11 protein-coding genes are annotated in these 12,430 nt (G+C 56.3%); 5 read left to right on the top strand and 6 right to left on the bottom strand.

Going from position 1 to position 12,430, the window contains the following annotated elements; translation table 11 throughout:
• The first annotated feature begins 116 nt into the window (after window positions 1-116).
• A complete protein-coding gene (tsgA, locus tag EKN83_RS16265) occupies window positions 117-1,301 on the top strand; it encodes an MFS transporter TsgA (RefSeq protein WP_047959606.1) in 1,185 nt (394 codons plus the stop codon).
• Between the two features lie 17 nt (window positions 1,302-1,318).
• On the opposite strand, the gene EKN83_RS16260 is transcribed toward tsgA, so the two are convergent.
• Complete coding sequence (locus EKN83_RS16260; RefSeq protein ID WP_126801289.1) at window positions 1,319-2,620, bottom strand: cytosine deaminase; 1,302 nt, start codon at window positions 2,618-2,620, stop codon at window positions 1,319-1,321.
• 238 nt (window positions 2,621-2,858) lie between these two features.
• Here EKN83_RS16260 and nirB point away from each other — a divergent pair, with 238 nt between their 5' ends.
• The 4 genes from nirB (at window position 2,859) to EKN83_RS16240 (ending at window position 7,548) form a co-directional block, all read left to right on the top strand.
• Window positions 2,859-5,402 carry a nitrite reductase large subunit NirB gene (nirB, locus tag EKN83_RS16255; RefSeq protein WP_126801288.1) on the top strand — a complete coding sequence of 848 codons (2,544 nt, stop codon included), beginning with the start codon at window positions 2,859-2,861 and terminating at the stop codon, window positions 5,400-5,402.
• The gene (gene nirD / locus EKN83_RS16250; protein ID WP_126801287.1) at window positions 5,399-5,725 is read left to right on the top strand and encodes a nitrite reductase small subunit NirD; all 327 of its coding nucleotides are present in this window, start codon (window positions 5,399-5,401) and stop codon (window positions 5,723-5,725) included. The genes nirB and nirD overlap by 4 nt, the downstream gene beginning before the upstream one ends.
• A gap of 135 nt (window positions 5,726-5,860) precedes the next feature.
• Window positions 5,861-7,234 carry a siroheme synthase CysG gene (gene cysG, locus EKN83_RS16245; RefSeq protein ID WP_126801286.1) on the top strand — a complete coding sequence of 458 codons (1,374 nt, stop codon included), beginning with the start codon at window positions 5,861-5,863 and terminating at the stop codon, window positions 7,232-7,234.
• Between the two features lie 143 nt (window positions 7,235-7,377).
• Window positions 7,378-7,548, top strand: a complete 171-nt coding sequence (locus EKN83_RS16240; RefSeq protein ID WP_003861638.1) for a YhfL family protein — start codon at window positions 7,378-7,380, stop codon at window positions 7,546-7,548.
• Between the two features lie 144 nt (window positions 7,549-7,692).
• On the opposite strand, the gene trpS is transcribed toward EKN83_RS16240, so the two are convergent.
• The 5 genes from trpS to damX all read right to left on the bottom strand — a co-directional run bounded on the left by trpS (window position 7,693) and on the right by damX (window position 12,344).
• Window positions 7,693-8,697, bottom strand: coding sequence for a tryptophan--tRNA ligase (gene trpS, locus EKN83_RS16235; protein WP_020687783.1), 1,005 nt, complete (start codon window positions 8,695-8,697; stop codon window positions 7,693-7,695).
• Window positions 8,690-9,451: a phosphoglycolate phosphatase gene (gph, locus tag EKN83_RS16230; protein WP_025758086.1), complete on the bottom strand. Its 762-nt coding sequence runs from the start codon at window positions 9,449-9,451 to the stop codon at window positions 8,690-8,692. The genes trpS and gph overlap by 8 nt, the downstream gene beginning before the upstream one ends.
• Window positions 9,444-10,121, bottom strand: coding sequence for a ribulose-phosphate 3-epimerase (rpe, locus tag EKN83_RS16225; protein WP_024907923.1), 678 nt, complete (start codon window positions 10,119-10,121; stop codon window positions 9,444-9,446). Before rpe ends, gph begins: the two co-directional genes overlap by 8 nt.
• Window positions 10,122-10,162: 41 nt before the next feature.
• On the bottom strand, window positions 10,163-10,975 hold the full coding sequence (gene dam, locus EKN83_RS16220; RefSeq protein ID WP_025758088.1) for an adenine-specific DNA-methyltransferase: 813 nt from the start codon (window positions 10,973-10,975) through the stop codon (window positions 10,163-10,165).
• Window positions 10,976-11,042: 67 nt separating this feature from the next.
• Window positions 11,043-12,344 (bottom strand): cell division protein DamX, encoded by a 1,302-nt coding sequence (gene damX, locus EKN83_RS16215; RefSeq protein WP_095442053.1) that lies wholly within the window; start codon window positions 12,342-12,344, stop codon window positions 11,043-11,045.
• Window positions 12,345-12,430 lie beyond the last annotated feature (86 nt).

The raw sequence follows: 12,430 nt of genomic DNA, 5'->3' as shown, positions 1-12,430 counted from the left end.
AAACTGCAATGAAGTTCGAATTTCTCTTAAAAGATATGAATAGATCACTTTAATGTCTAAAATCTGCCCGCTCTCAGCGCCCGATGGGCGCTTTTCTTATTTTGAACAGGCCAGACATGACTAACAGCAATCGCATCAAGCTCACATGGATCAGCTTCTTCTCCTACGCCCTGACCGGCGCGTTGGTGATCGTCACCGGGATGGTGATGGGAAATATCGCAGACTACTTCCATCTGCCCGTTTCCAGCATGAGTAACACCTTCACCTTCCTCAACGCCGGGATCCTGATCTCCATCTTCCTGAATGCCTGGCTGATGGAAATCGTGCCACTGAAAACGCAGCTGCGTTTTGGTTTTGTGCTGATGGTCGCCGCCGTGGCGGGTCTGATGCTGAGCCACAGCATCGCCCTGTTCTCCGCCGCCATGTTTGTGCTCGGTCTGGTCAGCGGCATTACCATGTCGATCGGGACCTTCCTGATTACCCATATGTATGAAGGCCGTCAGCGTGGCGCGCGCCTGCTGTTTACCGACTCCTTCTTCAGCATGGCCGGGATGATTTTTCCGATGGTGGCTGCCGTTCTGCTGGCGCGCAGCATTGAGTGGTACTGGGTGTATGCCTGCATCGGCCTGGTCTACGTGGCGATCTTTATTCTGACTTTCGGCTGCGAGTTCCCGGTGCTGGGAAAAAAAGCGCAGACCACGGCAGAGCCTGTCGCGAAAGAGAAATGGGGGATCGGCGTACTGTTCCTCTCCATCGCCGCCCTGTGCTACATCCTCGGCCAGCTGGGCTTTATCTCCTGGGTACCGGAATACGCCAAAGGCCTGGGCATGAGCCTGAACGACGCGGGTAAACTGGTAAGTGATTTCTGGATGTCTTACATGTTCGGCATGTGGGCGTTTAGCTTCATCCTGCGCTTCTTCGATCTGCAGCGCATTCTGACCGTACTGGCGGGCCTGGCTACCGTATTGATGTATCTGTTCATCAACGGCTCACCGGAACATATGCCGTGGTTCATTCTGACCCTGGGCTTCTTCTCCAGCGCGATCTACACCTCGATCATTACCCTGGGCTCCCTGCAGACCAGGGTGGCCTCGCCGAAGCTGGTTAACTTCGTTCTGACCTGCGGCACCATCGGCACCATGCTGACCTTCGTGGTCACCGGCCCAATCGTCGCCCACAGCGGCCCGCTGGCCGCGCTGCACACGGCGAACGGTCTGTACGCCGTGGTGTTTATCATGTGCTTCATCCTGGGCTTTGTGACCCGCCACCGCCAGCATAACGCTGCAGCGGCGACGCACTAATCCCGTCCCCCTCTGCGCTACGCAGAGGGGGTGTTTCTGGCAAAGCTCACCTCTTCTCCCCCGTTATCCATCTGGATCCAGGTCTGCGCCAGCTGTGTGGTGGCAATAATTCGTCCCTGACGAATGGACCAGCGCACCGGCACCTGACAGCGTACCGCTTCAAACCCGCTCTCCGCAGGCAGAATAATCAGGTTCGCCGGGTTGCCCGTCTCAATCCCGTAATCGCTCAGGCCAAAGGTTCGGGCACTGTTATGGGTGATCAGGTTCAGGCCGTTGTCGATTTGCGGATAGCCCATCATCTGACAAACGTGCAGCCCCATATGCAGCACCTGCAGCATATTGCCGGTACCAAGCGGGTACCACGGGTCAAAGACATCGTCATGCCCAAAGCAGACGTTAATGCCCGCTGCCTGTAGTTCTTTCACCCGGGTGATGCCGCGACGCTTCGGATAATCATCAAAGCGCCCCTGCAGGTGGATATTGACCAGCGGGTTCGCGACGAAGTTAATCCCCGACATCTTCAGCAGTCGGAACAGCCGCGAGGTATAGGCGCCGTTGTAGGAGTGCATGGCGGTGGTGTGGCTGGCCGTTACCCGTGCGCCAATACCGGCCTCATACGCCAGCGTGGCCACCGTCTCGACAAAGCGAGACTGCTCGTCATCAATTTCATCGCAATGAATATCCAGCGGACGGTCATATTTCTTCGCCAGCTCAAAGGCGATATGCAGCGACTGCACGCCGTACTCGCGGGTGAACTCAAAGTGGGGGATCGCCCCCACCACATCCGCACCCAGCCGTAATGCCTCTTCCAGCAGCGCCGCGCCGTTCGGGTAAGAGAGGATACCTTCCTGCGGGAACGCGACGATTTGCAGCGTCACCCACGGCGCAACCTCCTGCTTCACTTCCAGCATCGCCTTCAGGGCGGTGAGCGTCGGGTCGGAGACATCCACATGTGTGCGGACAAACTGGATCCCGTTGGCGATTTGCCACTTCAGCGTTTTCCACGCCCGCGCCTTCACGTCGTCATGGCTGAGTAGCGCCTTGCGCTCCGCCCAGCGCTCAATGCCCTCAAACAGCGTTCCGGACTGGTTCCAGTTCGGCTCGCCCGCCGTCTGGGTGGTATCAAGATGGATATGCGGCTCAATAAACGGGGGAATAGCCAGCCCACCGCGCGCATTTAACACTTCATAGCTTTCGGTATGGGTGTTATCCATGGGGGTGATGTCACCAAATCGCCCGTTCTCAATGGCAAGCTGCCACAGCCCTTCCCGACCCGGTAAACGAACATTCTGAACAAGCCATAACGGTGTAGTAGACATATCTTTCCCCTAAAAACGCAGCTGCTGTACAGGCGTATCGATTTTTGCAAAACCGCCCCTGATTTGTACACAAATTCAACTAACCCGAAAAGCCTGCGATTTCCATAACTTATAAAAATCCTGACAAATCAGTCATATACCACCTAAGGAGTAGGCGAAGACGTATTTGATTTGCATCAATAAGCGGCCCTGCTGAATCGTTAAGGTAGGCGGTAATAGAAAAGAAATCGAGGCAATAATGAGCAAACTCAGACTCGCTATCATCGGTAACGGCATGGTCGGTCACCGCTTTATTGAGGATCTTCTCGATAAAGCCGATGCCGCTCAGTTCGATATTACCGTGTTCTGTGAAGAACCCCGCAAGGCGTACGACCGTGTGCACTTATCTTCCTACTTCTCCCATCATACTGCCGAAGAGCTCTCACTGGTGCGTGAAGGGTTCTACGAGAAGCATGGCGTAAAGGTGCTGGTGGGCGAACGCGCTATCACCATCAACCGTCAGGAGAAAGTGATCCACTCCAGCGCCGGGCGTACGGTTTTTTACGACAAGCTGATCATGGCGACCGGCTCTTATCCGTGGATCCCGCCGATTAAAGGCGCTGAAACGCAGGATTGCTTCGTCTATCGTACCATTGAAGATCTCAACGCCATTGAGTCCTGCGCTCGTCGCAGTAAACGCGGTGCGGTGGTGGGTGGTGGCCTGCTGGGCCTGGAGGCCGCGGGCGCGCTAAAAAACCTCGGCGTTGAAACCCACGTCATCGAATTTGCTCCGATGCTGATGGCCGAACAGCTCGACCACATGGGTGGCGACCAGTTACGTCGCAAAATCGAAAGCATGGGCGTGAAGGTTCATACCAGCAAAAACACCAAAGAGATCGTGCAGGAAGGCACCGAAGCGCGCAAAACCATGCGCTTTGCCGACGGCAGCGAGCTGGAAGTTGACTTCATCGTCTTCTCCACCGGTATTCGCCCGCGCGACAAGCTGGCGACCCAGTGCGGTCTGGCCGTCGCCCAGCGCGGCGGGATCATGATTAACGGCACCTGCCAGACCTCCGATCCGGATATCTACGCCATTGGCGAATGCGCCAGCTGGAATAACCGCGTGTATGGTCTGGTGGCGCCGGGTTACAAAATGGCGCAGGTCGCCGTGGACCACATCCTCGGCAACGAAAACGCCTTCGAAGGCGCGGACCTGAGCGCCAAGCTGAAGCTGCTGGGCGTGGACGTTGGCGGTATTGGCGATGCACACGGCCGCACGCCGGGTGCCCGCAGCTACGTTTATCTCGATGAGAGCAAAGAAGTTTATAAGCGCCTGATCGTCAGTCAGGACAACAAAACCCTGCTTGGGGCGGTACTGGTGGGTGACACCAGTGATTACGGCAACCTGCTCCAGCTGGTGCTGAATGCCATCGAACTGCCGGAAAACCCGGACGCGCTGATCCTCCCGGCGCACGCCTCCGGCGGCAAGCCGTCTATCGGCGTGGATAAACTGCCGGACAGTGCGCAGATCTGCTCCTGCTTTGACGTCACCAAAGGCATGCTCATCTCTGCCATTAACAAAGGCTGCCACACCGTTGCGGCGCTGAAAGCGGAAACCAAAGCCGGCACCGGCTGCGGCGGTTGTATTCCGCTGGTCACCCAGGTGCTGAACGCCGAGCTGGCGAAACAGGGCATCGAAGTGAACAACAACCTGTGCGAGCACTTCGCGTATTCTCGCCAGGAGCTCTACCATCTGATCCGCGTGGAAGGCATCAAGTCTTTCGACGAACTGCTGGCGAAGCACGGCCAGGGCTACGGCTGTGAGGTATGTAAACCCACCGTCGGCTCCCTGCTGGCCTCCTGCTGGAACGAGTATGTCCTCAAACCCGAGCATACGCCGCTGCAGGATACCAACGACAACTTCCTGGCCAACATCCAGAAAGACGGTACCTACTCCGTGATTCCACGTTCCGCCGGTGGCGAAATTACCCCGGAAGGGCTGGTGGCGGTGGGCCGTATCGCGCGTGAATTTAACCTTTACACCAAAATCACCGGTTCCCAGCGTATTGGCCTGTTTGGTGCCCAAAAAGACGATCTGCCGGAGATCTGGCGTCAGCTGATTGACGCTGGCTTCGAAACCGGCCACGCGTACGCTAAAGCGCTGCGTATGGCGAAAACCTGCGTGGGCAGCACCTGGTGCCGCTATGGCGTCGGCGACAGCGTCGGTTTCGGCGTGGAGCTGGAGAACCGCTACAAAGGCATCCGTACGCCGCATAAAATGAAGTTCGGCGTCTCGGGATGTACCCGTGAATGTGCGGAAGCCCAGGGTAAAGACGTGGGGATTATCGCCACCGAAAAAGGCTGGAACCTGTATGTCTGCGGTAACGGCGGGATGAAACCACGCCACGCGGACCTGCTGGCCGCGGATCTCGATCACGACACGCTGATTCAGTATCTCGACCGCTTCATGATGTTCTATATCCGTACCGCCGATAAGCTGACCCGTACCGCCTCCTGGCTCGATAACCTGGAAGGCGGCATCGACTACCTGAAATCGGTCATTATCGACGACAAGCTGGGCCTGAACGAGCATCTGGAAGCGGAGATGGCACGTCTGCGTGAAGCGGTGATTTGCGAGTGGACTGAAACCGTCAACACCCCGGCGGCACAGACGCGGTTCAGACATTTTATCAACAGCACTCAGCGCGACCCGAATGTGCAGGTTGTGCCAGAGCGTGAACAGCATCGTCCGGCGACACCGTATGAACGTATCCCGGTCACGCTGGTGGAGGAAAACGCATGAGCCAGTGGACAACCATCTGCGATATTAACGACATTCTCCCCGCAACCGGCGTCTGCGCGCTGCTGGGCAACGAGCAGGTTGCGATTTTCCGCCCTCGCCACGATGAACAGCTCTTTGCCATCAGCAACATCGACCCGTTCTTCGAGGCCAGCGTGCTCTCCCGTGGGTTGATTGCGGAGCATCAGGGCGAACTGTGGGTCGCCAGCCCGCTGAAAAAGCAGCGCTTCCGTTTACGTGACGGGCTGTGCATGGAAGATGAAAACTACTCGGTGAAGCACTACGACGTTCGCGTGAAGGACGGCAAGGTGCAGCTACAGGGCTAATTCCCTCGCCTTTTCAATATGAAAAGCTTATGACCCCTTATGGGTAACGGCAGGAAAAACCGTATATTTTCGGCGATTCCTGCTGTTATCCTGACGTCAATTCCTGTCCCTCCATGAATGCTGTGAGGTAATGTCGTGGATCACCTGCCGATTTTTTGTCAATTACGCCATCGCGACTGCCTGCTTGTGGGCGGCGGCGACGTGGCTGAGCGCAAAGCGCGCCTGTTGTTAGAGGCGGGCGCCCGACTGACCGTCAACGCCATTGCCTTCGCCCCCCAGTTTAACGTCTGGGCCCAGGAAGGGATGCTGACGCTGGTGCAAGGAGAGTTTGATGAATCCCTGCTGGAGACCTGCTGGCTGACCATTGCCGCGACGGATGACGATGCAGTGAACCAGTGGGTCAGCGATGCCTGTGAGGCGCGCCGTATCTTCTGTAACGTGGTGGATGCGCCGAAAGAAGCCAGCTTTATCATGCCGTCGATTATTGACCGTTCACCGCTGATGATCGCCGTGTCATCCGGGGGCCGCTCGCCCGTTCTGGCGCGCCTGCTGCGGGAAAAACTGGAAGCCCTGTTACCGCAACATCTCGGTCAGATTGCCCACTATGCAGGGCAATTGCGTTCACGCGTGAAGCAAACCTTCGCGACCGTTGGCGAGCGTCGTCGTTTCTGGGAAAAATTCTTTGTGAATGACCGGCTGGCTCAGTCGCTGGCGAATCAGGACAGTAAAGCGGTTGAAGAGACGACGGCGCAGTTACTCGCTGAGCCGCTGGATCATCGTGGCGAAGTGGTGCTGGTCGGTGCAGGTCCTGGCGATGCGGGCTTGCTGACGCTGAAAGGCCTGCAGCAGATCCAGCAGGCGGATATTGTGGTATATGACCGCCTGGTCTCGGATGACATCATGAACCTGGTACGCCGAGATGCCGACCGCGTCTTCGTGGGCAAACGGGCGGGCTACCACTGCGTACCGCAGGAAGAGATTAACCAGATCCTGCTGCGCGAGGCGCAAAAGGGAAAACGCGTGGTGCGCCTGAAAGGGGGCGATCCGTTTATCTTCGGTCGCGGCGGCGAGGAGCTGGAAACCCTTTGCAACGCGGGCATTCCCTTCTCCGTGGTGCCGGGCATTACCGCGGCATCCGGCTGTTCAGCGTACGCGGGTATTCCACTGACCCACCGGGATTACGCCCAGAGCGTGCGTCTGGTGACGGGCCACCTGAAAACGGGCAGCGAACTGGACTGGCACAACCTCGCCGCCGAAAAGCAAACGCTGGTGTTCTACATGGGGTTAAACCAGGCCGCCACCATTCAGGCGAAGCTGCTGGAGCACGGCATGGCGGCAGATATGCCCGTCGCGCTGGTCGAAAACGGTACCGCCATTACGCAGCGCGTGGTGGATGGCGTACTGACACAGTTAGGCGAACTGGCGCAGCAGGTTGAAAGCCCGGCGCTGATTGTGGTTGGCCGTGTGGTTGCGCTGCGCGACAAACTCAACTGGTTCTCAAACCACTAACGCACACTCTTCCTTTCCGGAGTAGTCCTGAAGCGGACTACTCCCCTCTTACCGCTGTCGATAACATACCGCCCCGAAGTGGAACGTTTCCCTTTATTCCCTTGAGTAACATCTGATTTTCGTTTTTAAGACAAGGAATGCGTATGTTTAAACTGGCAAAAGCCGCCGTACTGGTCGGCCTGTTAACCACTCTGACGGCCTGCACTGGTCACGTCCAGAACACCAAAAACAACTGCAGCTATGATTATCTGCTGCACCCGGCGATCTCCATTTCGAAGATCATCGGTGGTTGCGGCCCGGCGGCACAGCAGTAAGCGTTTTTCAGGCGTAAAAAAAACCGGGAGATCCCGGTTTTTTTGTTGGTGCGGAGCGGTTTTTTGTCGGGTGGCGCTAACGCTTACCCGACCTACACTGTTTCGTAGGCCGGGTAAGGCGAAGCCGCCACCCGGCAAGCAGACTTACGGCTTCGCAACAAACCCAATCGCTTCGTACACCGCTTTCAGGGTTTCGGACGCGCGGGCGCTGGCTTTTTCCGCACCCTCTTTCATCACTTTCTGCAGGAAGGCTTCGTCGTTGCGGTAGCGGTGATAACGCTCCTGCAGCTCGGTCAGCATGCCGGAAACGGCATCGGCCACTTCGCCTTTCAGGTGGCCATACATCTTGCCTTCGAAGTGCTGTTCCAGCTCAGGGATGCTCTGGCCGGTAACACCGGAGAGAATATCCAGCAGGTTGGAAACGCCCGCTTTATTCTGCACATCGTAGCGCACCACAGGCGGCTCGTCAGAGTCGGTCACTGCGCGCTTGAGTTTTTTCACGACCGATTTCGGATCTTCCAGCAGGCCGATAACGTTGTTGCGGTTATCGTCAGACTTGGACATCTTCTTGGTCGGCTCCAGCAGCGACATGACGCGCGCACCCGATTTCGGAATAAACGGCTCTGGCACTTTGAACACCTCGCCATAAAGCGCGTTAAAGCGCTGGGCGATATCGCGGCTCAGCTCCAGGTGCTGCTTCTGGTCTTCACCCACCGGCACCTGGTTTGTCTGGTACAGCAGAATGTCTGCCGCCATCAGCACCGGATAGTCAAACAGACCGGCGTTGATGTTTTCAGAGTAGCGCGCGGATTTATCCTTGAACTGGGTCATGCGGCTCAGTTCACCGAAATAGGTGTAGCAGTTCAGCGCCCAGCCCAGCTGCGCGTGCTCTGGCACATGGGACTGAACGAAAATGGTGCTCTTCTCAGGGTCGATCCCGCAGGCCAGATACAGGGCGAGGGTGTCCAGCGTGGCTTTACGCAGCTTCTCAGGATCCTGACGGGCGGTAATCGCATGCAGATCCACGATGCAGTAAATGCAATGGTAATCATCCTGCATGCTGACCCACTGACGTAACGCACCCATGTAGTTACCAATGGTCAATTCACCTGAAGGCTGTGCGCCACTAAAAACGATGGGCTTAGTCATTATTCAATTCCTGATGTTCACTGTGCGAAAGCCCGAGAGCGGGCAACAAATCTTTGAAGTGGTCGAACACAACATCCGGCTCACTTAGCGTGATGGCCTCACCGTAGTTGTAGCCATAGGTTAATCCGACGGAAGGACATCCAGCCGCTCGGGCAGCCAGAATATCATTGCGTGAATCACCGACAAAGAGCAGCTCCGCAGGTGTTAAGGATAATTTTCCTGCCACCAGCAGCAGCGGTTCCGGATGCGGTTTTTTGTTTTGCACATCATCACCGCCCACAATCACAGAGAAGTACTTCGCGATATCCAGTGCTTCCAGCAGCGGTGCCACAAACGGCGTTGGTTTGTTGGTGACCAGACCCATCGGAATGCCCTTCGCGTGCAACACGCTCAGCGTTTCCAGAACGTCCGGGAAGAGGAAACTGCCCTCTTCGACGGTCTCTTCATAGAAACGATCGAACAGTTTGCGCAGAATACGCAGTTGCTCTTCCTGTGGAATGTCCGCATGGTCAACGCTCGGTTTACCCTGTGCAGAACGCTGCGATGCGCGCTCCTGACGCGCCCAGGTCAGCGCACGCTCCATCAGGACATCAGCGCCGTTGCCAATCCACGTGACGACACGATCTTCACCCGCCACGGGCAGCTCAAGGGCATACAGCGCCTGGTCTACGGCACTCGTTAAGCCTGGCGCGCTGTCGACCAGCGTGCCGTCGAGGTCGAATGCCACACCCCGAATTGCCTGCAATTTATCCATGACTTACCTTCGCCAGCTCACGGCGCATTTCATCAATGACTTTTTTGTAATCCGGTTGGTCGAAAATCGCCGAACCTGCAACGAACATATCCGCGCCCGCTGCCGCGATTTCACCAATGTTATTGACTTTCACCCCGCCGTCCACTTCCAGACGAATATCGTAACCTGACTCATCAATACGACGGCGTACTTCACGCAGCTTATCCAGCGTGTGAGGAATAAACGACTGACCACCAAAGCCCGGGTTAACGGACATCAGCAGGATCACGTCCAGCTTATCCATCACATAATCGAGATAGCTCAGCGGCGTTGCCGGGTTAAACACCAGACCTGCTTTACAGCCGTTCTCTTTGATGAGCTGCAGGGTGCGATCCACATGTTCAGAGGCTTCCGGATGGAAGGTGATGATGCTGGCGCCCGCCGCGGCGAAATCCGGCACGATACGGTCAACCGGTTTCACCATCAGATGCACGTCAATCGGGGCGGTAATGCCGTAGTTACGCAGCGCCTTAAGCACCATTGGGCCAATGGTCAGATTGGGAACGTAGTGGTTATCCATCACGTCGAAATGGACAACATCTGCGCCAGCCGCGAGAGCTTTAGCGGTGTCTTCACCCAGGCGGGCAAAATCGGCCGACAGAATTGAGGGAGCAATCAAAAACTGTTTCATCCGCATCTCCTTGAAATGTGTTTACCGGCGGGCAAAACGGCTCAGGGGCGATAAAGAGCCAGGAGTTCGTCCACCTTTTTACGTGTGCCGCCGTTGCTGCTAATGCTACGCCGCACTTTAACCTGAAAATGCGTCGCGGCTTTGTACCATTCGCGCGTATCAGGGGTATCGTGATTCGAAATTAACACCGGAATTCTTTTGCTGACCAGCTTTTCCGCCATCTCCGCCAGGCGGGCCTGTTCGGCCGGGCTGAAGCTGTTGGTGTGATAGGCGGTGAAATTCGCTGTCGCAGACAGCGGCGCGTACGGAGGGTCACAGTAAACCACCGAGTTTACGCCTGCCAGCTCCATACACTCTTCATACGAGAGGCAGTGGAATTCCGCATGCTGTGCTTTTTCGGCGAAGTGATACAGCTCGTCCTGCGGGAAATAGGGGCGCTTATAACGGCCAAACGGCACGTTAAATTCCCCACGAAGATTATACCGGCACAGACCGTTATAACCATGTCGGTTGAGATAGAGGAACAGCAGTGCCCGGCGGAACGGATCCTGACTCTGGTTAAACTCCGCGCGGAACTGGTAGTAAACGTCCGGGTTATTGTTCTCCGGCGTAAACAGTTTGCGCGCCTCTGCGACATACTCTTCGGTACGCAGCTTAACGATGTTATAGAGGCTGATAAGGTCGCTGTTGATATCCGCCAGGATATAACGCGAAAAATCGGTGTTCAGGAACACCGATCCCGCGCCAACGAAAGGCTCGATAAGACACTCGCCCTCAGGCAGGTGCTTTTTAATATCATCGAGCAGGGGGTATTTCCCCCCTGCCCATTTCAGAAAAGCGCGATTTTTTTTCATGCTGACTAACTGATTACACCTTCTCCGGCTGTGGAGAAAGCTCCGACAGCATCCTGCGCTTTAAACATTACTTCAGATCGGCCTGAACCTGATGAATCGGCTTCGCCCATGGGTTTTTTGCCTGAACATCAGCAGGCAGGGCCGCCACGGCGCGTTTTGCTTCATCTTTGGATGAATACACACCGCTGACCAGCACATACCACGGCTGACCGTTACGGGTCGTCTGATAAACCACATAGTTTTTCAGATTGGATTTCTTCGCCCAACTGTTGAGGTTGTCATAGTTAGACGAACTGCTCAGCTGCAGCGTGTAATTGCTGGATGGCGCAGACTTCAGCGAACCGACGTTGCCTGCCGTTTTACCTGCCGCGCTGCTGGATGCTGTTGCCGTCGCGGCTGGAGCCGTGGTGGCAGCCGGTGCCGTGGTGGTCGCCGTTGCTTTCGGCGCGGTCTGTGTGACAGGTGCTTTTGCAGGCTCGCTCACCGCAGCCGTTTCAGTGCGTTTCGGCTGTGCCGGTACGGTTTTCACTTCAGGCGCTTTTACCACAGCCTGAGGTTTGGTTTCACGCTTAGGCTCAATTACCGCCTGCTTACGTTCAGGACGCGTGGTGGTTTGCGTCTGACGCGGTTTGGTTTCCGTCGCCGCCGTTTGTGGCTGAGCGTTAGCACCGCGAATCGGGGCAACCGTTGCAGGTTCAGTTGGCAGCGTAGAGTTAACCACGACGTTATCAACCTGCTGCTGATTCTGCGGCTGCGTCAGGGCATTGTTCAGGTCACCCTGAACTTCTACGCGTTGTTGGCCTTCAGGCGTAACAGGTGCCTGACCCTGAGCGGGGGTTGAAGATACGGGCGGCAGAGAAACATCCTGCGGCGCAGCGGTATTGCCTGCCGTCTGCTCTGCGGAGGTGGTTCCCGGTGCAGGCTGTGCGCCATTCGCCTGATCGCTTGCATCGTTACCGGAAAGGTTGATGCTCTTCTCAGCGGAAGCGGTTTGCTCGGTTGAGTTCGATGACGGTGCTTTTAGCGCGGAGCCAATGCCAACAATCAGCAGCACCAGCACCAGAACGCCAAGGCCCATCATGATGTACTGACGGGAGGCTGGTTTTGGCGCAGCGGCTTTTTTACGTTTACGCGGGCGACGCTCTACAGGCTCTTCGTCCATTGAATCTTCTTCGGACTCATAATCCTCTTCTTCTCGCTCATCACGCGCGTTGCGGCTGCGCGAAGGGCGACGATCGTCTGCATCCAGATCAACATCGTCAAAGTTGATCTGCGGCTCGTTATCACGTTCTGAAGATTGACGAGAACGACCAGTACGACGATCGCTGGGATCGGGTTTCAGCTCGTCTTCTGGTTTGAATTCATCCATTTAACACCCCACTCAAAGGCTTATGCCAACGACTTTGCATTTCACCTGAAGCTAAACGACCACCTGCAACAGTGGCCTGACCTTTC

The organism is Enterobacter sp. WCHEn090032 (assembly GCF_003986875.1).
Classification (GTDB): Bacteria; Pseudomonadota; Gammaproteobacteria; order Enterobacterales; family Enterobacteriaceae; genus Enterobacter; species Enterobacter sichuanensis.
Note: the sequence above shows the minus strand (reverse complement) of the source record. Positions and strands in the feature narration are given on the sequence as shown.

What these genes read in the sequence shown, in the direction of transcription:
- tsgA (WP_047959606.1), top strand. Translation starts at nt 117, where the DNA reads ATGACTAACAGCAATCGCATCAAGCTCACATGGATCAGCTTCTTCTCC.
- EKN83_RS16260 (WP_126801289.1), bottom strand. Translation starts at nt 2,620, where the DNA reads ATGTCTACTACACCGTTATGGCTTGTTCAGAATGTTCGTTTACCGGGT.
- nirB (WP_126801288.1), top strand. Translation starts at nt 2,859, where the DNA reads ATGAGCAAACTCAGACTCGCTATCATCGGTAACGGCATGGTCGGTCAC.
- nirD (WP_126801287.1), top strand. Translation starts at nt 5,399, where the DNA reads ATGAGCCAGTGGACAACCATCTGCGATATTAACGACATTCTCCCCGCA.
- EKN83_RS16240 (WP_003861638.1), top strand. Translation starts at nt 7,378, where the DNA reads ATGTTTAAACTGGCAAAAGCCGCCGTACTGGTCGGCCTGTTAACCACT.
- trpS (WP_020687783.1), bottom strand. Translation starts at nt 8,697, where the DNA reads ATGACTAAGCCCATCGTTTTTAGTGGCGCACAGCCTTCAGGTGAATTG.
- gph (WP_025758086.1), bottom strand. Translation starts at nt 9,451, where the DNA reads ATGGATAAATTGCAGGCAATTCGGGGTGTGGCATTCGACCTCGACGGC.
- rpe (WP_024907923.1), bottom strand. Translation starts at nt 10,121, where the DNA reads ATGAAACAGTTTTTGATTGCTCCCTCAATTCTGTCGGCCGATTTTGCC.
- dam (WP_025758088.1), bottom strand. Translation starts at nt 10,975, where the DNA reads ATGAAAAAAAATCGCGCTTTTCTGAAATGGGCAGGGGGGAAATACCCC.
- damX (WP_095442053.1), bottom strand. Translation starts at nt 12,344, where the DNA reads ATGGATGAATTCAAACCAGAAGACGAGCTGAAACCCGATCCCAGCGAT.